This is a genomic window from Mycobacterium sp. UM_CSW, from assembly GCF_000455205.1.
GTDB lineage: Bacteria > Actinomycetota > Actinomycetes > Mycobacteriales > Mycobacteriaceae > Mycobacterium.
Genome location: NZ_AUWQ01000096.1, coordinates 23,715 through 49,742, shown reverse-complemented (window position 1 = coordinate 49,742; position 26,028 = coordinate 23,715). Strand labels below are relative to the sequence as shown.

19 protein-coding genes and 2 pseudogenes are annotated in these 26,028 nt (G+C 63.0%); 15 read left to right on the top strand and 6 right to left on the bottom strand.

The window, feature by feature from the left end:
- The first annotated feature begins 2 nt into the window (after nt 1-2).
- Nucleotides 3-578 carry a hypothetical protein gene (locus N415_RS31695; protein ID WP_152531577.1) on the top strand — a complete coding sequence of 192 codons (576 nt, stop codon included), beginning with the start codon at nt 3-5 and terminating at the stop codon, nt 576-578.
- A gap of 10 nt (nt 579-588) precedes the next feature.
- On the opposite strand, the gene N415_RS25845 is transcribed toward N415_RS31695, so the two are convergent.
- A complete protein-coding gene (locus N415_RS25845) occupies nt 589-999 on the bottom strand; it encodes a F420-dependent biliverdin reductase (RefSeq protein ID WP_066913250.1) in 411 nt (136 codons plus the stop codon).
- Between the two features lie 35 nt (nt 1,000-1,034).
- Between N415_RS25845 and N415_RS25840 the strand changes: the two genes are divergently transcribed.
- Genes N415_RS25840 through N415_RS25825 form a run of 4 tightly spaced genes read left to right on the top strand, consistent with a single transcriptional unit; the run spans nt 1,035 to nt 4,424 of the window.
- Nucleotides 1,035-1,784 carry an SDR family NAD(P)-dependent oxidoreductase gene (locus N415_RS25840; RefSeq protein WP_068187836.1) on the top strand — a complete coding sequence of 250 codons (750 nt, stop codon included), beginning with the start codon at nt 1,035-1,037 and terminating at the stop codon, nt 1,782-1,784.
- The gene (locus N415_RS25835) at nt 1,781-2,947 is read left to right on the top strand and encodes a bifunctional cobalt-precorrin-7 (C(5))-methyltransferase/cobalt-precorrin-6B (C(15))-methyltransferase (protein WP_068187864.1); all 1,167 of its coding nucleotides are present in this window, start codon (nt 1,781-1,783) and stop codon (nt 2,945-2,947) included. The genes N415_RS25840 and N415_RS25835 overlap by 4 nt, the downstream gene beginning before the upstream one ends.
- On the top strand, nt 2,944-3,699 hold the full coding sequence (gene cobM, locus N415_RS25830; protein WP_068187862.1) for a precorrin-4 C(11)-methyltransferase: 756 nt from the start codon (nt 2,944-2,946) through the stop codon (nt 3,697-3,699). Before N415_RS25835 ends, cobM begins: the two co-directional genes overlap by 4 nt.
- Nucleotides 3,699-4,424, top strand: coding sequence for a cobalt-precorrin-6A reductase (locus N415_RS25825; protein WP_068187834.1), 726 nt, complete (start codon nt 3,699-3,701; stop codon nt 4,422-4,424). The genes cobM and N415_RS25825 overlap by 1 nt, the downstream gene beginning before the upstream one ends.
- Here N415_RS25825 and sigC read toward each other — a convergent pair.
- Nucleotides 4,421-4,975: an RNA polymerase sigma factor SigC gene (gene sigC / locus N415_RS32970; RefSeq protein WP_239645708.1), complete on the bottom strand. Its 555-nt coding sequence runs from the start codon at nt 4,973-4,975 to the stop codon at nt 4,421-4,423. The two genes, N415_RS25825 and sigC, sit on opposite strands and share 4 nt — an antisense overlap.
- A 165-nt stretch (nt 4,976-5,140) precedes the next feature.
- Nucleotides 5,141-5,758, bottom strand: a pseudogene (locus tag N415_RS32965) (DUF2275 domain-containing protein); the annotation flags it as partial.
- Between the two features lie 157 nt (nt 5,759-5,915).
- On the opposite strand from N415_RS32965, the gene N415_RS25815 reads away from it, so the two are divergent.
- The 4 genes and pseudogenes from N415_RS25815 to N415_RS25800 all read left to right on the top strand — a co-directional run bounded on the left by N415_RS25815 (nt 5,916) and on the right by N415_RS25800 (nt 13,805).
- Complete coding sequence (locus N415_RS25815; RefSeq protein ID WP_068187833.1) at nt 5,916-7,430, top strand: PPE domain-containing protein; 1,515 nt, start codon at nt 5,916-5,918, stop codon at nt 7,428-7,430.
- 461 nt (nt 7,431-7,891) lie between these two features.
- A pseudogene (locus N415_RS31050) lies at nt 7,892-8,863 on the top strand (PE family protein); the annotation flags it as partial.
- Nucleotides 8,864-9,265: 402 nt separating this feature from the next.
- Nucleotides 9,266-11,497 (top strand): glycosyltransferase, encoded by a 2,232-nt coding sequence (locus N415_RS25805; RefSeq protein WP_239645707.1) that lies wholly within the window; start codon nt 9,266-9,268, stop codon nt 11,495-11,497.
- Nucleotides 11,498-11,735: 238 nt separating this feature from the next.
- A complete protein-coding gene (locus tag N415_RS25800) occupies nt 11,736-13,805 on the top strand; it encodes a hypothetical protein (RefSeq protein ID WP_152531576.1) in 2,070 nt (689 codons plus the stop codon).
- A gap of 373 nt (nt 13,806-14,178) precedes the next feature.
- Here N415_RS25800 and N415_RS25795 read toward each other — a convergent pair whose 3' ends face one another.
- From N415_RS25795 to N415_RS25785, 3 genes are read right to left on the bottom strand one after another with little or no spacing between them, the layout of a single operon-like run.
- Complete coding sequence (locus tag N415_RS25795) at nt 14,179-14,949, bottom strand: hypothetical protein (RefSeq protein WP_152531575.1); 771 nt, start codon at nt 14,947-14,949, stop codon at nt 14,179-14,181.
- 48 nt (nt 14,950-14,997) lie between these two features.
- Entirely contained in the window at nt 14,998-16,242 is a 1,245-nt protein-coding gene (locus tag N415_RS25790; RefSeq protein WP_068187824.1) for a GSCFA domain-containing protein, read from the bottom strand.
- Between the two features lie 53 nt (nt 16,243-16,295).
- Nucleotides 16,296-16,646 (bottom strand): NAD-dependent epimerase/dehydratase family protein, encoded by a 351-nt coding sequence (locus N415_RS25785; protein WP_239645706.1) that lies wholly within the window; start codon nt 16,644-16,646, stop codon nt 16,296-16,298.
- 85 nt (nt 16,647-16,731) lie between these two features.
- Here N415_RS25785 and N415_RS25780 point away from each other — a divergent pair, with 85 nt between their 5' ends.
- The 6 genes from N415_RS25780 to N415_RS25755 all read left to right on the top strand — a co-directional run bounded on the left by N415_RS25780 (nt 16,732) and on the right by N415_RS25755 (nt 25,992).
- Nucleotides 16,732-17,583, top strand: coding sequence for a sulfotransferase (locus tag N415_RS25780; RefSeq protein ID WP_081665516.1), 852 nt, complete (start codon nt 16,732-16,734; stop codon nt 17,581-17,583).
- 439 nt (nt 17,584-18,022) lie between these two features.
- Nucleotides 18,023-19,732 (top strand): hypothetical protein, encoded by a 1,710-nt coding sequence (locus N415_RS25775; protein ID WP_152531574.1) that lies wholly within the window; start codon nt 18,023-18,025, stop codon nt 19,730-19,732.
- Between the two features lie 33 nt (nt 19,733-19,765).
- A complete protein-coding gene (locus N415_RS31045; RefSeq protein WP_081665515.1) occupies nt 19,766-21,181 on the top strand; it encodes a glycosyltransferase in 1,416 nt (471 codons plus the stop codon).
- A gap of 33 nt (nt 21,182-21,214) precedes the next feature.
- Entirely contained in the window at nt 21,215-21,982 is a 768-nt protein-coding gene (locus tag N415_RS25765; RefSeq protein ID WP_239645705.1) for a TylF/MycF/NovP-related O-methyltransferase, read from the top strand.
- A gap of 276 nt (nt 21,983-22,258) precedes the next feature.
- Nucleotides 22,259-24,247, top strand: a complete 1,989-nt coding sequence (locus tag N415_RS25760) for a glycosyltransferase 61 family protein (protein ID WP_068187816.1) — start codon at nt 22,259-22,261, stop codon at nt 24,245-24,247.
- Between the two features lie 527 nt (nt 24,248-24,774).
- On the top strand, nt 24,775-25,992 hold the full coding sequence (locus tag N415_RS25755; RefSeq protein ID WP_068187814.1) for a class I SAM-dependent methyltransferase: 1,218 nt from the start codon (nt 24,775-24,777) through the stop codon (nt 25,990-25,992).
- Nucleotides 25,993-26,028 lie beyond the last annotated feature (36 nt).

Below are 26,028 nucleotides of genomic sequence, written 5' to 3'. Positions count from 1 at the left end.
AGGTGATGGTCTTGAAAGAGGACGATCCAGACATCGCAGAACTGGTGATGCAGTACAACTACTGGCGAAAAATATACGCCTTCGCGGGGAAACCGCCTCCCGACGAAGCGGTTTGGGAAGATGGTCGCTTAAATTTTCGCTTCGGCTACCCACATCCTGACTGGTGGGCTTACATACTCGAGGACACTGTCGATGACAATTATCGTGTCCTACGAGCGTCGACTGAACGAAGTGATACTCCTATAGAATCCTCTAAAGGAATCTTTTCGCGAATTAAGGATGCAGGAAAATTCATCATCTACGGAGTCGCTGAGTCACTGCGAATCGATTGCAGGCTCGACCCGGTGAGTTGGAAATGGGACGACGCGGGTCTTGATTCCCAAGTAGTGGCAGATATTCAAAGCGATAAAGTGGTAAAGTATGTGCTTCGAAGGGATCCAAGCGCGTATTTCATTATGACGCGCGGAGATATGCGTTACAGTCACATTCTTCCGATCACTTATGATGAGTTGAACGCCGAACTTCTCGAAGGCTTTCCCGAGAGCGTCACGTCGCGGATAAGCACGGGTTCGCGTTGATCTGGCTGAGTTACTCGCCCCGGTCCAGCAAATCCGACGACCCCAGTACCCGCTCGACCTGCACCTCGATGACCACCCGCCGCGGGTTTGGTCTGGGAGTCCGGTAGCGCTGGGCGTAGCGCAGCTCGGCGTCGCGGACGGCGTCGGCGTCGCTGTTCACCTTCGACCGGCCCTCCAGCGACAGCCACCGCGCGCCGTCGACCTGGCTGAGCACAGCCACCCCGGCGCGGTCGGCGTTGACGGCCTTCTGCGAGCCGCCGGTCGTGATCACCCGCGCGATGTGAGTCTTGGGATCGAAGGTGAAACCGACGGCGACCACATGCGGGGAATTGTCGGCTCGCAGCGTGGTCAGCATGGCCAGGTGACGTTCTGACAGGAAAGCCAGCGCATCGTCGGTCAGCCGCGTAGTGGTATTCGCCATCACCGCCCACGCTAGCGCAGGTCATAATCGCAGCCGTGGACGACACGGGCGCAGGTCCGGTACTAATCCTGGGCGGCCGCAGCGAGATCGGCATCGAGCTCGCGCGGCGCCTGGCCGCCGGAGCGACGGTGGTGCTTGCCGCGCGCAGATCCGATCAGCTCGACGACCAGATCGCCACCCTCAAAGCCGCCGGCGCCGAAGCGGTGCACACCGTGGAGTTCGACGCCGACGACCTGGCGTCGCACGGACCGCTGGTCGCCTTGATCGTCGCCGAGCATGGGCCCATCGGCACCGCGGTCCTGGCCTTCGGGATCCTCGGCAACCAAGCACGCGCCGAGACCGACGCCGCCCACGCGGTCGCCATCGTCCACACCGACTACGTCGCCGAAGTCAGCATGCTTACCCACCTGGCCGCGGCCATGCGGACCGCCGGCCGCGGCTCGCTGGTGGTGTTCTCCTCGGTCGCCGGGGTGCGCGTGCGCCGCGCGAACTACGTCTACGGCTCGGCGAAGGCCGGCCTGGACGGATTCGCCAGCGGCCTGGCCGACGCGCTGCACGGGACAGGCGTGCGGTTGCTCATCGCGCGCCCGGGCTTCGTCATCGGACGCATGACCGAGGGCATGCGGCCCGCACCGCTGTCGAGCACCCCGGAGCAAGTGGCCGCCGCAACCGCACGGGCCCTGGCCAAGGGCCGACGCACCGTGTGGATCCCGTGGTCGCTGCGGCCGATGTTCTTCGTGATGCGGCTGCTGCCGCAGTTCATTTGGCGCAGGATGCCGCGATGATCATCGTTGTCGGTATCGGCGCCGACGGCATGGCCGGCCTCGCGGAATCGTCACGCGCCGAACTACACAGGGCCACGGTCATTTACGGATCCCGAAGGCAGCTCGACCTGCTCGACGAAACGGTGGCCGCGCCCCGCCGGGAGTGGCCGTCACCGATGCTGCCCGCCCTGCAAGCACTTCCCGTAGACGACGAAATCCACATCGTCGCCAGTGGAGACCCGCTGCTGCACGGGATCGGCGGCACTCTGATCCGGTTGTACGGTCCCCAAAAAGTCAGGGTGCTGCCGCACGTGTCCTCGGTGACGTTGGCATGCGCGCGGATGGGTTGGACTGCTCACGACACCGAGGTCATCAGCCTGGTGACTGCGCCGGAACACACCGCCGTGCGCCGCGGCGGCCAGGCGATCGTGCTGTCGAAAAGCGCGGCCACACCCAAGGAATTGGCTGCACTGCTGACCGCGCATGGGCGTGGCGACTCCGAGTTCACTGTGCTCGAAAACCTCGGCGCCCCAACCGAACGTCGCCGCGACGGCAGCGCGCGCCACTGGGCCGAGGACCCACCGCAACACGTCGACGACCTCAATCTGGTCGCCGTCCGCTACCTGCCCGACGAACGTATGTCGCCGTATCCGGACGACGCGTTCGTCCACGACGGTCAGATCACCAAACTTGGGGTCCGGGCGGCGACGCTGGCCGCGCTCGCGCCGCGGCCGGGGGAGCGGCTGTGGGACATCGGCGCGGGCTCGGGCAGCATCAGTGTCGAGTGGTGCCTGAGCTGGCCGGGTTGCAGCGCAGTGGCGTTCGAGCGCGACGAACGGCGCCGCCGCAACATCGCGGCCAACGCCGCGTCCTTCGGCGTCTGCATCGACGTCCTCGGCGAGGCGCCGGAGGCGTTCGACGGCGCCGTAGCGCCCGCGGCCATCTTCATCGGCGGCGGCCTGACCCAGCACGGCCTGATCGACGCGTGCCTCCACCACTTATCCCGAGACGGACGGCTGGTGGCCAACGCGGTCACAGCTGAGTCAGAATCGCTTCTTGCGCAGTCATATTCGCGCTATGGCGGCCAATTGCGACGCCTTCAGCACTACCAGGGCGAGCCGCTGGGTGGCTTCACTGGTTGGCGCCCCCAAATGCCGGTCACGCAATGGGCGGTGACCAGGTGACTGTGTACTTCATCGGTGCGGGACCCGGCGCCGCCGACCTCATCACGGTCCGCGGCCAGAGGCTCCTCGAAAGCTGCCCAACGTGCCTATATGCCGGCTCTATCATGCCCGCAGACCTGCTGGCGCTCTGCCCCGAAGACGCGAAAATCATTGACACCGGACCGCTTACGCTCGAACAGATTGTCACCGAAATGGCCGACGCCGACGCGGCGGGCCATGACGTGGCACGGCTACACTCCGGTGATCCGTCGCTGTACAGTGCGCTGGCCGAACAGTGCCGGCGACTCGACGCGCTGGCCATCGACTACGAAATCGTGCCGGGGGTAACAGCTTTCGCCGCTGCCGCGGCCGCGTTGAAGCGCGAGCTCACCGTCCCCGGGGTGGCGCAGACGGTGACGCTGACCCGCGTGGCCACCCTCTCGACACCCATGCCGCCCGGTGAAGAGCTACAAACCCTCGCCAAAACCGGCGGCACTCTTGTACTGCATCTAGCGGCCGCGCAGATCGACGCCATCGTCCCACAGCTGCTCGAAGGCGGCTACCGGCCCGAAACACCTGCTGCGGTCGTGGCTTTCGCTAGTTGGCCGCAACAGGTGCTGCTGCGCGGCACGCTGACCGACATCGCCGATCAGATGCACGACGCCAACATCACCAAGACCGCCGTGATCATCGTCGGCGATGTCCTGGCCGCCGAGGGATTCACCGACAGCTACCTATATTCCACCGAGCGGATCCGGGGGAGCCGGCACTGATGCGCGTCCTGTTGCTCGGCGGCACCGGCGAGGCTCGCGAACTGGCCAAGGCCCTGCACCCGCGCGTCGACATCGTCAGCTCGCTGGCAGGCCGGGTACCGGATCCGGCCCTCCCGGTTGGTCCGGTACGTATCGGCGGCTTTGGCGGTGTGGACGGACTCAAACGCTGGTTGCAAGAGGAACACATCGACGCCGTCGTCGACGCCACCCACCCGTTCGCCGCGACCATGACCGCGCACGCCGCCGAAGCATGCGCCGCACTGCGGATACCGCACTTGGTGTTGGCGCGCCCCGCGTGGACACCCGGCGACGCTATCGTCGTCCCATCAGACGTGGAGGCGGCGAAAACCGTTGCCAAGCAAGGCTACTCACGCGTTTTTCTCACCACCGGACGTTCGGGTGTCAACGCCTTCGCCGACAGCGACGCGTGGTTTCTGATCCGCGCGGTCACCACGCCGGACCCCGCGTCGCTGCCACGTCACCACCAGCTGCTGTTGTCGCGCGGCCCGTATCACTACGACGACGAATTGACGCTGCTGCGTGAACACCGCATCGACGCACTGGTTACCAAGAACAGCGGCGGTGACATGACCCGCGGCAAGCTGGACGCGGCGGCCGCGCTGTCGATTCCGGTGGTAATGGTCGCGAGACCGAAACTTCCGGCCGGCGTCGCCGCCGTCGGCACCACCGAAGAGGCCGCCGAATGGGTTGCGCGGCTGGGTTAGCCGGTGAGGTCTTCGCGCTCCGCGTCGGCCAGCAGCGCATCGCGGGCCCGGGCAACGCGGGACCGGATGGTGCCGACGGGGCACCCGCAGACCGCCGCGGCGTCGGCGTAGGGCAGCCCGAGCAACTGCGTGAGCAACAGCGCCTCCCGCTGCTCCGTAGTGAGGTTCGCGATCATCGTGGTCACCTCGACCAGGTCTTCGAACCCTCGGTGATTGCGATCGCCGCTGTGGAATTGGGCGGGATCGGCGGCGGATGCGGTGCGGGGCCGCGACTGGGCGTAACGGATGTGATCAGCCACGACGCGGCGCGCGATAGCCAGCAGCCAGGTTCGGGCACTGGATCGTCCGGAGAACCGCTCGATAGCGCCGATCGCTCGCAGGAAGGTCTCCTGCGTCAGGTCGTCCGCGGTGTTCGCGTCGGAAAGATAGGCGACGAAACGCCAAACGTCTTGCTGGGTCGCTTTGATGAAAGCCTCGAGCGCTCGCTCGTTCCCGCGTGCGGCTGCCAACGCGAGGTCGGTGACGGCCTCGTCGTCGCTTGACGCGGTCATAGCCAACCACCTTAGTTGGACGGGTGCGATCGGTCTACGACGGGTCGTCGTAGAGGCCGAGCGGTTGATCGGCCAGAGATGCCGGTGCCGCCGACCCGCTGGCGCCTCCGACGGCGAGTCAGGGTCGTCGGCGTCCTTGCCGGAGGAGTGCGGCCGCCGGGTCCGCACATATTCGCGCGCCACCAGCAACGCGAACACGAGCCCGAGCAGCAGGGGCATGTGGCTTGCGATGCGTGTCGCGGTGACCTCGCCGGCGAAGGCGTCGACGACCACGTAACTCAATAGCGCGACGGAATACACGCCGGTAATCGCCGCCACGCCAATCGCGGTGGCGGGCCAAACCCCCGCGGCGATCATGGCCAGACCCAACGCCAGCAACCATGCGGTGGACTCGTGCATCAGGTGCTCACCCGACATGGCGCCGTGCATGTGGCTCGACACCATGCCGAAGTTGATGCCGCTGATCTGGGCGGCCGCGATCGCGACCTGGAACAGGCCGACGCCGATCAGCCCCCAGCGCCGGTAGCGCGAGCGCAACCAGCGCATCGAGCGGTGATACGCGGGTGCCTGCTGATCGAGGCTGGCCATGATCTTGCCGACCAGGTCCGGTCCCTCGCCCGGCGCAATGGAGGACAGCCGGCGCGACTGGACCGCCGCGCCGATCAGCCAGGTGCGGCAACCGCGGCACGACTCAAGATGGGCATCGACCTGTTGCGCGAGCACCTGCGGACGCTCGCCGTCCAGTCGCGCAGAAAGCGCCTCACGCGCAACGTCACACCGCATCCCTGCATCGTTGCGCATGCTCGGTTCGTGCGCAAAGGCGTCCACTAGCGGGGGACGGGAACCAAACGGTCCGGCAAACCGACCACTGAAAGACAAGCGCTCCCCTCGCTACGCCGACCGAAGAGGTATTCGTGTTCCTGCCCGAAGGCCCCCGACGATGACCGCTCCCATCTGGATGTCCTTTCCGCCCGAGGTGCACTCCACATTGCTCAGCAGCGGTCCGGGTTCCGGGCCGCTGCTCACCGCCGCGGAGGCGTCGTCATCACTGAGCGCCGAATACGCCGCAGCCGCAGACGAACTCCTCGAACTGCTGGGCGCGGTCCAGGGCGCGTGGGACGGTCCCAGCGCCGAACGCTACGTCACCGCCCACGCGCCGTATCTGAGCTGGTTACTCGAGAGCGCGGCCCGCAGCGCGCTCGCCGCGTCATCGCACCGAACGGCCGCGGCCGCCTACACCACCGCGCTGGCCACCATGCCGACGCTCGCCGAGCTCGCCGCAAACCACGCCACTCACGCGGCTCTGCTGGCGACCAATTTCTTCGGCATCAACACCATCCCCATCGCGGTCAACGAAGCCGACTACGCCCGCATGTGGCTGCAGGCCGCCGAAACCATGGCCACCTACCAAACCGTCACCGACTCGGCCCTGGCGGCGATCCCGACGGCCACGCCGGCGCCGCAGATCGTCGCGACGGGCGGAGAGGCCAGCGCGGCGGCGGCGCGATCTGCCAGCGTCTCTTGGCAGGATCAGCTCGCGGCGCTGATCCAGCAATACACCAAAAACTTCGCGTGGCCGGTGTCCAAGGATCTCAACCCCGCGGGATGGCCCATTCCCGCCGTCCCATTTGCCAACGGCCTCACCTCGGCGCTGATGCAGATCCCCGGAATGTCCCCGGCCCTCGCCAGCGCCTTGGCGTGGGCCACCTTCCACACGTTGATGATCTTCTGGCCCTTCGGGCAGCAGGCGATCCAGCTGGCCATATCGCTTGCCCCGGCGCTGGCCGCCGTCGTTCCGGCCGCCGGCGCCGCGGGTGTGGCGGCGGGAGCCGCGGTGGCAACCGGCATCGCGGTCCCGGTGTCGGTTGCCGCCTCCGTGCCGACCGCCGCGGCAGCGCCGGCGCCCGGTTCTATGCCTGCCCCGGCGACCGCCGCCGCCCCGGCCAGCGCGAGCAGCGCCGCCACGGTGTCCGGTCCCACGGCGCCGAGCCCAACCTCCGCCATCGGCGGGGGACCGGCCGGTAGCGGGCCGGGGGTGGGATTCGGTCCGTCGGCGACGACGGGCATCGGCGCAAGTCTGTCCGATGTCCTATACGCCGTCGGCCTTTCCGGGTTGTCCGCGCGCGGCAGCGCCACCAGTCGCACTCGTCGTCCCTCGGAGGAATCGGCGGCGGAGGGAGCCGACGAGCCGGCGGCCGCCGCCACGGTGCACGACCGAGCGCCGAGGCGCCGCCGTCGGGCCGCGAGGATCGAGGATCGCGCCCATCGCCACGAGTTCATGGACCTCGACGACGACGGAGGCCCGCATCCGGAGGCTTCGGGCCAAGGGGGCGGGCCACTCGGATTCGTCCGTGCCACCGTGACGCCCGCCGCGGCCCGTCCGGCCGGGCTGATGACACTGGCGGACGACGGATCCGGCGGTTCCCCGGCCATCCCGCTGCTGCCCAACAGTTAGACGACAGCGCGACCGAATAGCGCAGCGCGACAACGTTTTTCGTGCCATGCAGCGGACCATTTCGTTGACGAGTCGGGACTGCGATCCGACCGCGGCGGTGCCAGCTTGGCTGGTGCGTGCCTAATTCCACAACTCAACGCCGACGAATGACTCTGTGACAACGTCAAATGCGACCGAGTCCAGTTTATAGACTCGACCGAATCCAGTTAATAATTCCGACCAAATCCAGTTTATAAACCCGATCGGATCCAGTCATAATTCGGACCAAATCCAGTCACAATTCGGACCAAATCCAGTCATTATTCCGACCCAATCCAGTTCATAAACCCGACCATTTCCAGTGTTACGGAATCTATTTCGATGACCGACCGGCTGCGGTAGCGTTTCGACTCGGTTGCTCGAATGCGATCACGCATTATGCCTTTCCGCAGGGCTGGCGATGAAAATGAGGGTGGAATGCCATGAGCTCTCCTTTTTACATTGACCCCGCCGTCGTCCAGTGGGTGACTGCAAATCTTGACAACATCGGCGCGAACTTGGCCAGCGCCAATGCGGCGGCTGCAATCCCGACGACCGGGGTGACGGGCCCGGCGGCTGACGAGGTGTCGGCGGCGATCGCGTCAGTGTTCGGCGAGGTTGGTGACGAGTATCAGGCGCTGGCCGCGAAGGCAGCGGCCTTCCATGACCAGTTCACACGCACGATGGCCGCCGCCGGGGCTGCGTATTCGGGTACTGAGGCTGCCAACGCGGCGCAGATGGTGGAAGCTGCGATCCGCGCGCCGGGTGCTGCGATCAATGCGATGAGCACGGCGGCGACCGGGCGTCCGCTCATCGGTAACGGCGCGAATGGGACCTCGGGGGTGCAGGGGACGGCCGGCGGTGCCGGCGGGTGGTTGTTGGGCAATGGCGGTGCCGGCGGTAATAGCACGGGAGCGGGCAACGCTGGCGGTGCCGGTGGGGCGGCGGGGCTGATCGGTAACGGCGGGGCCGGCGGCCTCGGCGGTCCCGGCGGTGCCGGTGGTGCCGGCGGCCGCGGTGGGTGGTTGTTCGGTGTCGGCGGTGCCGGCGGTGCCGGCGGATCGGCCATTCTCGCTGGTGCGACTGGTGGTGCCGGTGGTATGGGCGGTGCCGGCGGGTTCTTCATGGGCCATGGCGGTCCCGGTGGTCCCGGTGGGGCGGGTGCCGCGGGTGCTGCCGGCACTGGTCCGGGTGTTGCCGGGAGTCCCGGTGGCTCGGGTGGTGCCGGCGGTGCCGGTGGTGCCGGCGGGCTCTTCGCTGGCACTGGCGGTGACGGCGGTACCGGCGGGCAGGGCGGCGCCGGTGGTCCTGGCGGTCTTAACGCTCCCGGCGGTACGGGCGGCATCGGCGGTCAAGGCGGCCCCGGCGGTCCCGGCGGCGTCTTGGGTGTCCAGGGTGCTCAGGGCGCACAGGGTGCTCAGGGCGCTCACGGCGCGACCGGGTAGCCATTCACCCGGTGCAGCTGCGACATGATGGTTTACGAATCTTGCTGCGGTGTGCGCCGTTCCGCGTCCGTCCTGCAATCAGCTTGCCGCCTTGGTCCGGCGGCACGCCGCTCGGATCGTGCAGCTAGCTCCCCGACGAGATCCGCCTGCCGTGCAACGGTTTCACCCATGGCAGACCTTGCGCAGTCGCGTACCCGTTGCAGGAAAGGCACTTTCGCTCGCTCGGCATCGTGTCACACTTGGGCCTCGACCAGGTGTGCTGTTCGCCCAACAGCACGACCAACGATCCACAGCCGCTGCTATTTCGCGTGCAACCCGATCCGCGACACGCGATTGCTCTGTAAACTCTGAGCGGTGTCCAGACCAGTGACTGTGCACGCCACGATCTGCCTGAACATGATCGTGAAAAACGAGGCCGACATCGTCACGGAGACGCTTGATTCGGTCGCTCCCTACATCAGCTCGTGGGTGATCGTCGACACCGGCTCCACCGACGGAACCCAGGACGTGATCCGCAAACACATGGCACGCCTGGGCATTCCAGGCGAGCTCCACAAACGACCATGGCGCAATTTCGGCCACAACCGCACCGAGGCACTAATCCTCGCCCAAGGCCATGGCGACTACATCTGGGTCATCGACGCCGACGACATTGTCGTGGGCACACCCGACTTCGCGCAACTAAGCGCCGACATCTACCGCATGCGCCTCGGAGACGCCTCCTTCATCTACTGGCGCCCGCAGCTGTTCCGCGACGGGGTGCGCGTCCGCTACGAAGGCGTCGTCCACGAAACGGCCGTATGGAAGTCTGACTGCGTCGTTGGGCGCCTCGAGGGCGACTACTACGTCGAATCTCGGCGCCTCGGTGCCCGCAGTCAGGATGCGCAGAAGTATGCGCGTGACCGTGACCTGTTGCTGGCCGAGGTCGAACGCAACCCCGAGGATGCGCGGGCGGTGTTCTATCTGGCGCAGACCTACTTCGATCTGGAAGATTTCGTCAACGCGCGCAAGTGGTATGAGCGGCGGATCGAGATGGAGGGCCGGGAGGAGGAGGTCTATTACTCGATGCTCCGGCTCGCGGAGTCGGTGACGAGACTCGAATGGCCGTGGCAGGTCGTCCAGGACATCTACCTCCAAGCGTGGGAATTTAGACCCACTCGCGCCGAGGCGCTGTATGCCATCGCTCGGCGGTATCGCGAAGATGAGCGCTACCTACCCGGCCACTTGTTCGCCCAGCGCGCCGCCCAAATCCCATTTCCCGAGAACGACCTCTTGTTCATCGGCGCAGACGTCTATGCCTGGCGTGCGATCGACGAGCAGGCGGTGTGTGCCGCCCAGCTCGGTAAGCATGCGGAGGCGTTCATGCTGTGTCGGCGCCTGCTGGCCCTATCCGCCGTCCCCGACGTTGAGCGGCAACGGATGGCGGTCAACCGCGACGTCAGCGTGCCGTTCATGCTCGAGGCCGCGTCACCGTATCCCGATGCGCAGGTGCAGCGTCTGGCCGCCGCTCCGGGCGAGGCCAAGGTGGTCGTTAGCCTGGTCGCCGGGCCAGACCGCGCGACCACCGAGCAGGCCATCAACTCGTTTCTGAACTGCTGCCTCGATCTGCCACTGTGGTTCGGGCGCTTTCTGGTGGTCGACGCTGGCCTCTCAGCCCTCGACCGTGCGTTGCTGCGTGAGCGCTATGGGTTCCTCGAGTTTGTTGATTGCAGCCCCGGCGACGCGCCCGCCACACAGCTCGCGCGGCTTCGCGCTCAGGCCCAGGGACGGTTCTGGCTGCACCTGGGCCAGGGCTGGCGGTTCTTTGCGCCCGAGAATCTCATCACCCGCCTGATCGCGGTGCTCGAATCCGAACCGCAGGTATTCCAGGTGGGAATCAACTTCGCCGATGCGGACAAGCTGACCGGCGTCTGCGCGGCCGAGGCAGCGGTCCGCCGGGAAAGCTATGGCGGCCGCTACGTCCTCACCGATGCGGTGGCAAGCGGCCCGGCGATGTTCCACACGGCACGCCTGGATCGGGCCGGCAGCATTGGGGGCAGCGACCCAGATCCCATCGCCGAACTCGGTTGGCGGGCGGCCGCTTTCGGGCTACAGACCGCCAGCCTCGACGAGGTTCTCTGCATCGCCGCAGTCCCACCCCGGCAGCAGCCCAAGGCTCCGGCCCGGGTGGCGAAGAAGGCCGCAGTCCGGCCCGCGCGGCAAGCCAAGGCCCCGGCCCGGGTGGCGAGGAAGGTCGCGGCGCGTCCGGTGCAGCAGCCCAAGGCCCCAGGGCGGGTGGCGAAGAAGGTCGCGGCCCGACCGGTGCAGCAGCCCAAGGCTCCGGCACGGGTGGCCAAAAAGGCCGCGGCGCGTCCGGCGCGGCAGCCCAAGGCTCCGGCACGGCAGCCCAAGGCTCCGGGGCGGGTGGCGAAGAAGGCCGCGGCGCGTCCGGTGCAGCAGCCCAAGGCTCCGGCGCGGGTGGCGAAGAAGGCCGCGGCGCGTCCGGTGCAGCAGCCCAAGGCTCCGGGGCGGGTGGCGAAGAAGGCCGCGGCCCGACCGGTGCAGCAGCCCAAAGCTCCGGCCCGGGCCGCGAAGGGACGTCGGGCGAAAACACCTTCTCGGTGAGCGGATCGAGGCTCGGCGATGTTCGATAGCTATTGACTAAACGGGGTCGAGCGCAATCCTCGTGCTGTACTTTGCACCCATGCGTGTCGCGGTCGCGATCGTGTCACCGCCCTCCCACCAAGACATCAGCGGCGGAGCTTTCAACGAGGTCGCCGAGGCATTGCACCACGGTCTTTTGGCGCTTGGCCATGACTCGGTGCTGACCAACTGTCTGGACCTCGACGAGCGCTGCACCATCGTGCTCGGCGGAAACCTCCTCGTCCAGTACGCATTAGCGCCACCAAAAAAACCCATCTTCTACAACCTCGAGCAACTGGGTGACGACTTGCCGTGGATGACGATGCCTGAATTCGTCGACCTTTTCCGGCGCTACCCGGCGTGGGACTACAGCCAAGCCAACATCGAGTACCTCGCTGCCCTGGGGCTGCCCCGACCAACCTACGTTCCGATCGGATACGTGCCCGAGCTGACACGGATCACCCCAGCCGCCGAGGACATCGACGTCCTGTTCTACGGCGCGCTCAACGGACGCCGATACGCCGTTCTCAGGGATCTGCACGACCGCGGTCTTCGCGTCAAATGGCTGTCGGCGGTCTACGGCGCGAGCCGCGATGCCTGGATCGCACGCTCGAAGATCGTCCTCAACATCCACTATTGGGAAGCGAAAATCTTTGAAATCACGCGTGTTTCGTATCTGCTCGCCAATAGACGCGCGGTGGTCTCCGAGCGTGGTGCCGATCCCACGGTGGAGCGCGATCTGGAGTCGGGCGTCGCGTTCGCCAACTACGACGAACTGGTCGATCGCTGTGTGGAGCTCGTCGGGGACGAGCGCGCGCGATGCGACCTCGCCGAGCGGGGCTACCAGGCTTTCTCCGCTCGCGACCAGGCCGCCATCGTGGACCGTGCGCTGTCAGCAGGCCTCGAGGGTGGCAACCACCGGACCGCCGCGCGGGACGCCCCGCGGATCACTGCGCGCCACGAAGGCAAAGACCGCACCGCAGATGATCAGCTCCGCGACCGCCAACTGTTCACCCACAGCCTGTTCATGCATAAGGCTGCGCAGGAGCGTGATTGGTTGCTGGCCAAGGTCAAACGTGATCCCGAGGATGCGCGGTCGGTCTTTTTCCTCGCCGAGACCTACTCGCGTATGGAGGATTTCGACAACTCGCGCCGGTGGTGTGAGCGGCGGATCGAGATGGGCGGCTGCGACGAGGAGGTCTACTGGGCGATGTATCGGCTCGCGGAGTCGATGTCGAACCTCGGTGAGCCGTGGCCGGATGTTGAGGAGGCCTATCTCAAGGCATGGGAGTTTCGACCGACCCGGGCTGAGGCGTTGCATGCCATCGCCTTTCGGTATCGCGTCGAGCAGTGCTACAAGTCCGCGTACCTGTATGCCCAGCGCGCCGCCGAAATTCCCTTTCCCGGAGAGGACCTCTTTGTCCCCAGATACGCGGACGTTTACGCGTGGCGCGCCACCGATGAGCAGGCGGTGTGCGCATCCTGGATCGGTAAGCGCGATGAGGCGTTTACGCTGTGTCGGCGCCTGCTGGCCCGCCCCGACCTGCCCGAGCCTGATCGGCAACGGATTGCGGCCAACCGCGATTTTTCGGTGCCGGCCATGCTCGAGGCGGCCGCAGCGTATCCCGACGCCGTGGTGCAGTCCCTGGCCGCAGGTCCCGCCGAGGGAGCCGAGGTCACCGTCAGCCTGATCGCCGGACCAGACCGAGAGACCACCGAGCAGACCATCAACTCGTTTCTGAACTGCTGCCTCGATGTGTCACGCGTCGAGCACTTCCTGGTGCTCGATGCCGGCCTGTCCGCCGCCGACCGCGCGAAGCTGCGGAAACGATACGAATTTCTCAAGTTCGCCCGTCGCAGATCCGGCGACAAGCCCGCCGCCCATCTGGCGCAGTTGCGCGCTCAGATAGACGGACGGTTCTGGCTGCATCTGGGCGGGGGCTGGCGGTTTTTCGCCCGCGAGAACTACATCACTCGCCTGAGGGCGGTGCTCGACGCCGAACCACAGGTGTTTCAGGTGGGCATCAACTTCGAAGATGCGGTCAAGCTGATCGGCGCCAGCGCCGCCGAGCGGACGGTGCGCCGAGCGCCCGACGCCGGCCGCTACGTGCTCACCGAGGCGATGGCCAGTGGCCCGGCGATGTTCGACACCACTCGCCTGGATCGAGCCGTCGGTGTGCAAAACAGCGACACCGATCCGCCCGCCCCGCGTGGACGGCTGGCCGCCGACGCCGGGCGGCGCACCGCCAGTCTCGACGAAGTGCTCTGCATCTCAGGTCTTTACCTCTAGATCTACCCGGGGCTTCGCCCCAACCCGACGAGTCATGTTGAGAGTCAACGATATTGTTAAGATCAATCCGATCAGGTGGCGCGTGGCTGATGATGAGTCGAGCGCGACGTGTTGGCGGCGCTGCGTTCGATGCGCTGCGAAATCGGCGCTCCGTCGGCCGCCCGTAAGGTCGACGGGCACCTCGCCGCCACGCCCATAACGGTCGTTCGGGCGCATCATCAGCGTGGTGTCCGCGCACTAGGAGGCGCTTCGGGTGTTCGGCAGCGGACGGGAGTCGGCGCTGTCCCAGCTGCCGATGCTCGTGATGATGGTCCTGTTCACTACGGTCGGGCTGTGGACCCAGGGCGGCGGCGGTAGTCCCGCCGGCCGGGCACTAGTGTCGCGCGAGCAGGCGCTTTTCGTATTCGTCCAACATCAATGCGCCATACGCGGCGTTCGCATGTGTCGCATCCTCGGCCCAATACTCGGGCCGCAGGTACCCCTCTTCGGTCATCGCCGATGCGCTCACCGGCCAGAATTCGACCGCGTGGCGCTCGGCGGTCTCGCGCATCATCTGCTGGACCAACCACCACAGCTTCAGGCGGAGGTATGCGGGCGCGAGCTGCGCCTTATCGGGATGCAAGCCGCGGTCCGAGGCCAGCTTGGCGAAGAATTCGGCATGGACCTGCATGCCGCGCCGGATGGCTTCGTTGTCCGCTTTCGGGGGTGGAGTACCCAGGACGATCGGCCGCGGCCCGCCGGTATCCAGCATCCGTGTCAGGAGTACCTCGAGAGGGGGCATCGAAGGCTGAAACACTTCGCGGACCTGCAGCTCGGGGACGAGATCGACCCCCTCGTCCATGACCAGCCCGGGGTGCGACGCCAAAGCAAAATCGAACGGCTTCTCGAGAAACATGAAATGTGCGTGCTGATTGCCCTGCCAGCAGACAGCTACGCGGAAAGTCTTGGCCAGCCCGACGACCGCGTCCCAGTAACCCAGATTCTCCGGGCTGCCCCCGATCACCATGAATCCCCGGCCTTCGTCGATGGGTTTCATCTCGTAGTCGTCGGGTGGGTGGTTGAATTGCCCGCCGTAGCACCAGCTGTGGGAATGGCCGACGATCAGCAACTGCACACTGCGCGGCGTTCTCGGCGCATCACCCATGCTGGCTCCGCTGGAACAACTGATTCATCCCCTTTTGTCCGCGGATGCTCATGCCGAAATGTCCTTCAGGCGCCCCTTGAACTCGTCCGACGAGACAAACAGCTTGACGAGGTCGATCACCGACATGCCGCGTGCGGCACCGGTCCAGACCTCCAGCTCGCTTTCCCCAGGTGAGCGCGCCAGCAGCTCAGAATAAAGCGTCCGGATAGTCTCTTCCGCGACGTCGCCGGCCGGCTCGGTCGGGATGTCGGCCATCGACTCCTCGCATTCCACCTGGCTCAGCATCCGTGAGAGCCGGCGCGCGGCGTCTCCCTCTTCGCGCGGCGCGTTCACCACGCGTGTGGCCTCGTCCGGGGCTTCGCATGCCGCAAGGAATGCAGTCATTACGGTGGCGATGGCCTCCTGTGTGACGGTGCGCCGATCGGCCTCCAAGTAAGCATCCGGGGCTTGTGGCCCTGTGACGATCTCGAAGGCTGGAAAGTAGGAGACGAAGGCGTGGCGTCTCACGATTTCGTCCGCGGACGCCCGCAGGACGGCCTTACTGTAGGTGGACGACGGGAGCACGTGCTTCCCAGTTGCGGTGGCCACCAACGGCACCGGCGAGACCGTGAGAATTATGCGAACCCCGCGATTCAACGCGCAAAGCTCGGTGACGAATGCGTCGAGATCCGAGGTGACCTCGTCCACTGAAAAGTTGACGAACGCATGGAGCGTCTCGTCGAACGTGCCGGCAACCGTCCCGGGACACGCGGGAAAAACTGCCCCGTCGAGCCGCGAGACCCACGCTTCGGTCAGGCCGAGCGTGAAGATGAAGACCTTGGCCTCCTCGAACACCCGCCGAACCGCGCGCAGATGCTGGGCACCGAGCAGGTCGAACTCGCGGTCGGTGAGCGCGTGATAGCGAAGTCCGGGACGGAAGGGGTCGATCACGCCGGCATCCGTGTACCAGCGGTCTTCCGCCGGTCTGAAGGATCCGACGCAGCGGCGCAGGAGCTGAAGTAACTGCCGCGGCGTGTAGATATTGCCGTACGCTGCGCTGAAGTTCTCGTAGCCGAGGTTCTCCGGCGGAACATATGAGAATGCGGGGTTACGCCTCTCGGTCCGAAGGTATTCGAACCCCGCACGCTCAAGGAACGGCACCAGGTTGGAGGCGAAACAACTTCCGGCCGACGCAACAGATTCACCCGGTCGGATCAGCGGCCCATCATGATCCGCGAGTTGGCAGACGTCGAAACCCGAAGATACGGATCGGCTCCAGAAGGAGCGGTCCGGCGCGTTCTGGTACGGATGCATGATATTCCTCCACGACCGGATCGGACAGATCGATCAAGACCTCGCCGACGATCTCAGGCGCGGGCGCCCGAAATATTCGTAATCCAGCGCTCGACCAGCATCCAGAGCGTACGACAGGAAAAACACAAATGCGGTTGTTTGCGCCTCGGCCTATCGACGGCATCACGCACGGGCGTCTCGGTCATGCCGCCGACGTTGAATGCCTCGCCGGTCGCCGCGTCGCTGTCGGCCGCGAACAGCGTGCCGGCGATGGCGTCGTCGACGTAGGTGAAGCACCCTGTTTGGTTACCCCAGTCGTACAGCAACAGCTGGATGCTGTTGAGGATCCGAAGAATGCTTTGGGAGATCACGAAGATCGGATTCTGGCGTGGCCCATACACATTGAAGGAGCGCACCACCGTCACCGGCAACACCTAGGATCCAATCAGGCCACCACGTCGACTCCGCGGAACATGCGGACTAGCGCTTGAAAACGAATATGATGAATCAATGCGCTCCCCAGTATTTATTCTCGGGTCCGTGCGCTCCGGCACGAGCGCGATTGCCGACGTGCTGCGGCATATCGGCTACGAAGGCTGGGGAGAGGGGCACTTTCTCTCCTTAATCCACTACACCGAAATCGCAGTCGATCAACACTTTGTGAGGTTTGCACACCCTCCCGACCCAGAGACGATGCTGGGAAACATCGACAATCGCGATCTGAAGCGCAGGCTCTTCGAGATTTTTCGGACGTTGGTGAACGAGCTGAATTATCCAAATCCGAAAAATCCGTGGTTCGATAAAACACCGGACCCGGGGATGATTGAGGCGAGCCCGATGGTCCGGGAACTTTGGCCGGACTCGGTTTTTGTTTTCGTCAAGCGGCGCGGCATTGAAAACGTAATCTCGCGCGTGAAAAAGTTTCCCGGTGAGTCGTTCGAAAACCACTGTGCCGGTTGGGCCGGAAGCATGGCCACGTGGCGGAGGATTCGGCAGCAGTTACCGCCGGGATGTTTCATTGAGGTCGAGCAGCGAGACATGATTCAGCGACCGGCGCTCACCACTCGAAGTTTGTGTGCATTTCTGGAGGGGAACGAGAGCACGGTTCCCGCCAAGCGGATTGCGACGTTCTGGCGTGACGTCGCTTGCAAAGTTATGAGTACTCCTGGCTCCCAGGAGAGCGAAAAAGGAAGCGCCTACAAGACATTGTCGCTCGCTGAATCGGGCTGGACCGTAGAACAGACGAAGACGTTTCTCAAATATTGCGAGAGCGAAATGAGGGAATGGGGCTACACCATGGATGAGCATTACAGGCTCTTCCCAGACGAGGGCGTAGACGCAGCCACGTCGCCGCCAGGGTAGGCGTCGCGTCGAGGTCTCCCGACGCTTTCCCTGATCTGACCACGTTTTGCCCCTTTGACGAGCTGGATCTGCAGGTGGCCGGACAACGCCTGCAACCTGATTGGGCGGTGATGGGGTGCCGAATCGCCGACGGTCGACGCGCGGGTCCCTGAGGGGTCGAGATGCTCAACACCGCCAACGCTGATACATGGCGATCGAGCCCAGTGGCGTCACCCATAAAGGCAGCATAAAGGCAGCTGGGGTCACCGAAATCACCAAGTTGGGGGATATGTCCAAATAGCCACCGGAACCCAGCTGACGCTATACGGTGTTGGCCGAACGACTGCTTCAGCAGGAAGGGGGCGGATCGCGTGCTTACGCCGAGGACGATGCGACGCCCGAATGTCCTTGAGTATTCCACTCTGTCTAGGTCACTCACGGCGCCGACGGAGGTTACCTTATGACCATTGTCAAGGGCGCCGGCAAGAAAGCTCCGACAGGCCAAAGTCCGCCGAAGGTACGCGCGGCAACGTCGCCTTCGAAGCGAGCTGAGCCAGTTAGCGCGACACTCGGGCCGCCCCAGTTGCGAACGTCTTGGCCGGTTTCCTCCCATGCTGCCTCGGAAGATTTTGATGAGTCAGCCTATCTCTCAGCGTTTCCGGACGTCGCAAGATCCATCAAGGAGGGACAGTTTCCTTCGGCATTACGCCACTATGAAACTTTTGGTATGCATGAGAGCCGTCTTACGGATCCTCGTTATGAGGCAGCCGTTCGCGCCGACACCGCCGGATTTCCCGCAGGGAACGTGGATAAAATCTTCGGTTGCAAAGACGGGCAATGCCTGGTCTTGGGCTGGGTAAACGACGACGAACAGGAACCCGTCGGCCAACTCGGCAAACTGATGCTGCGGAACGCCCTAGGTTTGCGTGCTTCAACGACGGTTTTCTACCGGTACATCCGCGAGGACGTCACAAGGTATCTGAAACTGCCGGAGCACCGAAGGCTCGCGTTCTGGGCGATTGTAGTGATCGAAAGGCCCGAAACCATGAGGGTACCGGCCGAAGTGACCCTCTCGGTAGGAGCCGAACGCAGAACATTCGAGTGTCAAATCTGCCCGGTGGACGAGGAACGCTTCAGAGAACTTGCTCTCGACCATCTGGCCATGACTCAAACTGTCGGGCACGCTCCCGTGGAGACCTTTCGTTACCTGGACAGCGGATTAGGAAGTTCCCTGATCGCGTTGAGTCTCAAGATTTCGAGGCGGATCGCCCTGGGCGCACAGACGGTTCAGATTGGCGCGGCGCCGGTTCGACCGAAAGCATCAATCATCGTATGTCTGTTCGGCAAGCCGGAATTGCTTACGATTCAGTGTGCGCTCTTCTCCGAGTGCCGTGGCATCGAAAACTACGAATTTATCTATGTCTCGAATAGTCCCGAGATGGCAGACCTGCTGATCAAGAACGCTACTATCGCGAACCGGATCTATGGAATGCCTATCACCCTAATTCTTATGCCGGGCAACGCGGGATTTGGCGTCGCCTATAACACTGCGGCCAACGCCGCGCGCAGTGCTCGCCTTCTGATAGTGAACCCAGACATTTTTCCGATGGATCCGGAATGGCCGCTGCAGCATAGCCGGATCGTGAACGATCTGCCCCCAGAGCAAGTTGCGCTGTTTGGCGCACCCCTGTATTACGACGACGGCTCGTTGATGCATGGAGGTATGTATTTTGAAGTGGACGTCGAATTTTCTTTTCGGGATAACCAAGCTACGCGCTGCGAGATGCTCAGAGTGGAACACTACGGCAAGGGAGCGCCGCCGCACACGAACCCTTTTCTTGTCTCACGCCCGGTTCCAGGCGTGACCGGGGCCTTCATGTCTGTCGAACGCGAATGGTTCGAGTCGTTGGGGGGTTTTTCGCCGGAATACATGTTCACACAATTCGAGGATGCCGACCTCTGCCTCAAGAGCTTCAGCGCTGGGAAGCCGGCTTGGATGCATTACCTGCCGTTCGTGCATTTCGAGGGCAAGGGGTCTGTGTACCGTCCAGTTCACGTAAGCGGACGTCTGGTGAATCGATGGCATTTCACCAAACTCTGGGGGGAAACCGTGAAAAAGAGCCTCCACGGTCCTACGTCACAAGCTTTCTCGACTCCGGCTCACCGCTGAGCACTCACTCACCTGGAACAAGAGGAGGAGGGAATGACCAAGACGGAGGGCAACGCCAAAGTTCTCATTGTCAGCCACCTGCATCCCGAATTGAACCGGGGCGGTTCGCAGCGGATCGCGTATGAAATATTCCAGGGGTTGCAGCACGAACCAGGCATCGAACCGGTGCTTCTGGCTTCAACCGATAGCGCGTATCCGGCTTTGTATAAAGCCGGAGCCTGTATCACTGGCTTCGACCAGCGGCCGAACGAATTCTTGTTCCTATCGGCTGAATACGACTTTACCTGGTATCGGACATCCTCGGTCCGTCTGATCGATGCCTACTGCGAATTTCTTGACACCATTCGACCTGATATCGTTCATTTTCATCATTTTCTGAGTTTTGGCATCGATATCCTCACCTTGACCCGGCGCGTTCTTCCCAATGCGCGCATTGTCTTCACATTTCACGAATTTATCGCCATCTGCAACGCGAATGGACACATGGTGCGACTGAGCGATCAAGCGCTGTGCTCACAAGCGAGCTCCGTTCGTTGCCATCAGTGCTTCCCCCACCTTCCGCCCGAACACTTTTCGTTACGGAAGATGTGGTTCATGCGCCACCTGCAGGATGTGGACGTTTTTACTTGTCCGCGCAGATCCATGGTGGACCGCTATGTAGCGTGGGGAATCGATGCGAGAAAGATCCGTCACGTACCGAACGGTCAGTCGATAGGTCAACCTGCCTGCGCCCGCGGTTCAAAGCTTCCCGCTTCTGACAGTCCAAAGAACCGCTTCGGCTTCTTTGGACAGATGGTCGACGTCAAGGGTATTCAAATAATCCTCCGTGCGGTGGCAATCCTTCGGGAGCAGGGCTTCACAGACTTCAAGGTTGAGTTGAACGGCGACAACCTCCGCTATGGAACGTCGGCGCTCGCAAAGGAAATCGAAGATTTCTTCGCCGAAGAGAATGAGCGGCCCTTTGCGGAGCGAATCGTCCACAATAATGGTGCCTATCCAATAGATCAACTGGCTAGCCGAATGGCACGCGTTGACTGGACCATTGTGCCTTCCCTCTGGGAAGAGGGTTTTCCGGTCGTGCTATTGGAGGCGGCGGCGTTCCGCCGCCCGGTCATCTGTTCCGATATTGGGGCGATGGCCGAGCACGTGACCGATGACGTCGATGGCATCCATTTTACTCGAGGCGACCCCGACGCCCTCGCCGCAGTCATTCTGAGAGCCTCTACGGAAAAAGGCCTTTGGGAACGCCTTTCCGGCGCGATTCCTGAACCGCCATCTCTGGCGGGAATGATAGCGGGGTTCCTCGACGTTTACGGCCTCAAACAAAAGCCAAACGGCTCATTAGTACGGCGACCGGTCGGCCGGGAAAAGGTTGCAAAAACAACTGATGCACCAATGAAAGCGCAAAGACCATCCCGCCGTCCGGCACGGGTATCGAATTCGAGATAACGACCGATCGATGATCAAGGTGGTGCCAGACAGGTGACGGTGTACCAAGGATGCGGCCGCGGCACAGTGGTCCAGCGATACCTCAATCTGCTCGAGGCAGCGCTGACCGGCATGCTTATCGAAGATGCACCGGACGATTGGCGGCCGCCGGGCATCGAGTTCAATCCGCACCTGCGCCTTTTGGGAGGGGACTGGCCGTCACTCGCCTGCTCAATGATCGGCGGCGTTCGCATGCGAAATTTGCGCTACGCATGCGAGACCGTAATGCTGGATGGCGTCCCCGGTGACTTCATTGAAACCGGCGTTTGGCGAGGCGGCGCCTGCATCATGATGAAGGGCATTTTGGAGGCCTATGGCGACGACACGCGGTGTGTCTTCCTGGCCGACATCTTTGACGGGAATTTCCCGGAGGATCCGGGATCCCAGCCTGAATTTTATGACAAGCTCGTGGTACCTCGCGCGCAGGTCGAGCGCAATTTCCGTCGTTTCGGATTACTCGACGAGCGGGTCGTCTTCCTTGAGGGTTGGTTCAAGGACACGTTGCCAGACGCTCCGATCGATCAATTGGCTGTATTGCGGCTTGACGGTGATAGATACGACTCAACAATGGAGGCATTGGGTGCGCTTTATCACAAGGTGTCGTATGGCGGCTTCGTGATTGTGGACGATTTTGGCCTAGAGCATGGCGGATGCGCGCTGGCCGTCCACGATTTCCGTAAACGCTACGCAATCGGATCGCCCATACTGCCGATCGACGGAATGGGTATCTACTGGCGTGTCGACCACGACCCGATACGATAATATTGCGCGCCGATCGCCACCGTGCGTCCGTATTGAGGCGGAAAGTCGTAGGGCCGAAGGCCTGCCCGACTCCTCCCGTGTGCTCCCCGATCAGGTGTGCATTCCTTGGTCGACGCCAGATCCAGAAGTGCTCACAAACTCCGAACAGTGCGGCGGCCACCGCCCTGACCTCGCAGACACCTCAGCCTCAACGATCCAGATCTACTGCTGCAGTATTGGGTCAGTGCGGCGCTCGCTGCTTGACGGACCTATTAGTACGACGAGAGGGCCGCCCCGATGGACGAAAATAACGCGACTGCAACGTTTCGCTTGTCCGGCGTCTTCTACGTCGAATTCCTCAAAGCACTGCACACCCACCTCACACCGCGCAGCTATCTAGAGGTTGGGACTGCGACTGGGGCTTCGCTGGCGGTTGCTGGCTGCGACACGATCGCGGTGGATCCGCGGTTCGATGTAAATGCCGGCGCCACAGGCAACCGGAAACGCACGTTCTTCTTTCAGATGACGTCAGACGATTTTTTCGCGACAGAAAATGCACCCGCGTTGTTGGGACGGCCGGTGGATATGGCCTTCCTCGACGGCATGCACCGGTTCGAATACCTGCTGCGCGATTTCATTGGCACCGAGGCCGCCTGCCATCCCCGCTCACTGATCCTGCTACATGATTGCGTGCCGTCGAACACGCGGATGGCCCTGCGACAGTTCCAGCCCGGTGATTCCTCCGAAGGAGACACCGCTGGCTGGTGGACCGGCGACGTGTGGAAGCTGCTGCCGATTCTGCGTGAGTACCGCCCGGACCTGCGGCTACACATACTGGACTGTCCGCCTACCGCCCTGGTCGCGATCACCCGGCTGGACCCTGCATCGAGTGTTCTTGCCGATCGTTATTACGAGGTCGTCGATCAGCACGCCGGATCCGTTCTCGACGAGGACCGGCTAAGGTCGTTCTGGGACAAACTCGAACTAACCGCTTCGCGACCACTTTGCGCGGAACCCGACCGCCTGACCGAGCTGTTCACCCTTTACGCGCCGCGTTCCCGAATGGCATCAGTGAGTAATGAAATCAAAGAGACGCAGAACGAAGAATTCATAGTTCGCGCGTCCTCGGAGCCCGGACCGGATTCGTTGCCCCGAGGCAGATTTCCGCTCCGGGACTGGCCGCCATCGGATGGCACGCTGACCGTCATCGAAGCGCCGAAGGTAGAGCAATTGAGGCCGGCTGAGTTTATTTGCAACCTCTCCGGCAAGGAGATACCCGACTGTTTCAGTACGCGCGCCGAAATCCATGGAAGCTACTTGGTTTCGCGACCCGACGTGATTCTATTTGGGCCCAATCACCTGGTGAGTCAATCCGGACACTGGTCGTGCGAAACGCGGACGTTCAAGCGACAGTTCATGGAATTTGTCACGGCTGCTGGGTTTTCGCACATCCACCCAGGCGTTAAGCCCCACATCGAATTCGAGGGCGATGAGATTGTTCTCGATTGCACCACGCTAAGCCAGGACAATGTTCATTCAATCATCGAACCAGTGTTCCTCGCCACTCCTCTCGAACCCGACAATTGGGGTAGATGGCTCGCAACTGTGCTCCCCAAATGCGTTCAGTTCAAGAAATTCGGGAATGGAAGAAAATTCTTTTGCTGGGCTGCGCATCCCTGGCAGCGTGACCTCTTGCAGCTGATGGGCATCGATGCGGCTCACGTGTTGGAGCACGATCCGGGCAAAACATACTTTTGCCGCGACATCCAAACCGTCGAATATTCGGTGGCAGACCTGTCGGTTAGTGACGCTGAGAAAGAGGTCTACGCCGACTTGGCCGATGCCCGCCGGCGAGATTCCGCAGACATTTTTGGCGAGCGAATCTTCGTGTCACGTCTCTCCATTTCGGCGAAGTATCCGCACTACCGCGTACTGCAAAACGAATGCGAGCTTATCGCGGCGCTGGGCAAGTTGGGTTTCAAGACGGTTCAACCAGAGCAGCTACCACTTAAAGAGCAGATTGGGATATTTGCACGAGCCAAATGCGTTGTCGCCTTGGGTGGAGCGGCACTCTTTAGCGTTCGTTTCTGCCCGCCCGGCACAACCGTAGTGACGATCGAATCGAGTGATCACTTTGTCCGCGGGCACGCGATGATGCTCAGTTCAACGGGACACCGCTTCGGCATTATTTTTGGGCAGCAAGATCTCGCCGATCCGGCGCCAATCCACAAACGGTGGACCATCGATGTGGAGCGCGCCTGCGCCGCAATTCGCGAGATTCTTTGACTATTTTCGCGATTTCGGTGATCAGGTGGGGCTACCGCAATACCGTTTACTTAAGCGGTGATGATCGGGTGGCTATGAATTGTGGGACGTTGCGATGGGCGTGTTTGAGCTGACAGCCAGACATTCTGCGTTTGACGACGCGCGAGTTGTCGCGAGGACGCCGTCGGGGCAGCAGCTGGCTCATGATCTCGGCGGTGACGCAGGTCTCGGCGTCAGCGATGGCCTCAGGGCAAAAACCGGCGGGCCGGTCCACGTCTTAATGGCGTGCTGCGGCAGACCGGGGTTCGGGCCAAGACTCACCGCCCAGCCTGCCGGCTTCTCGCTACCTGACCACGCTAGGGCCTCGTTCCACAAACCACTCTTCCTGTCCGCCAAATGCGGTCCGTTGAATACACCGTTTCCTTGCGGGCAGAAGAGGCGGTAACCGATAATCCCCACGATGGGGGCCCGCCTCGTGATACAGCTCCCAGCTGGCCACGGATCCGGGATCCTCGATCAAGAGTCGACCGGAAGGGCCTACCTCCGCAATGAAGCCGAACACAGATATCGTCTCGCGCCGTTACGAGACGTACCCGGAACCCATACAAGACCTCGAGGCATGGACCGACAGCAATTGGGAGTGGTTCGACCCTTCCCACGCCCACTCGACTTTGTGGCCCGACCGCGACTATAAGCCCGATCTCGATATTTTGATCGCTGGCTGCGGTACCAACCAGGCCGCGGTATTTGCGTACACCAACCGTTCCGCGAAGGTGGTGGCGGTCGATATCAGCCAACCGTCGCTCGACCATGCGCAATATCTGAAAGACAAGTACGCGCTGTCGAACCTGGAACTGCATCGGGTCCCGATAGAGGAGCTGCCATCGCTTAAGCGCAACTTCGACCTGATTGTGTCAACTGGCGTCTTACATCTCTTGCCAGACCCAGTGGCGGGCATGAAGGCGCTCAGGGGTTGTCTGCGGCGAGATGGCGCCCTGGGCGTGATGCTTTATGCAAAGTCCGGTCGACTGGGCGTCGAAATGCTGCAATCGGCCTTCCGCGACTTGGGCATGGGTCACGACGACGCATCGGTCCAGATGGTCAAAGAAGTGATCTCGGCGCTCCCGCTAGAACACCCGGTCCACAATTACTTCAAGATGGCGCCGGTTTCTGCCCAGTCCGATGCCGCCCTGGCGGACACCTTCCTGCATGGCCCTGAGCGCAATTACAGCGTCGATGACTGCATCGATCTTGTGACGTCGGCTGGGTTGGCATTTCAGGGATGGTTCATCAAGGCGCCGTACTACCCGCATGATTGGTTCAGACCCGGAACGGCACTTCATCAGGCGGTGAGCGCGTTGCCCGACGCTAAGCTCTGGTCCGTAGTAGAGCGTCTCCACGTGATGAACGGCGCTCATTTCTTCATGGCTTGCCGTTCTGACCGGCCTAAGAAGAGCTACGAAATCAGTTTTTCCACTCCCGAATGCCTCGAGTACGTTCCACGGATGCGGATGCGCTGCGGTATCGAGGGGGAGGAGATCTTCCGACCGAATTGGCGCACGAGTGTCACGCCGGCTCAGATGCGTTTCCTGCGGCAGGTCGATGGCCGGCGCACGATTCGTCAGATCGCTGATCGGGTCGCCAAGAGCGGGGAGTCGCCCGGCGCGAGCAAGCGTGACCTGGAGGAGTTCGGTCGCAGCCTGTTCGAGTCGCTGTGGCGTCTGGACTTTACTGCGATGATGCTGAAGGCGAATCCGTCCGCATAATCGTTGCATGCCAATGGATTTGACTGACGGCTATTC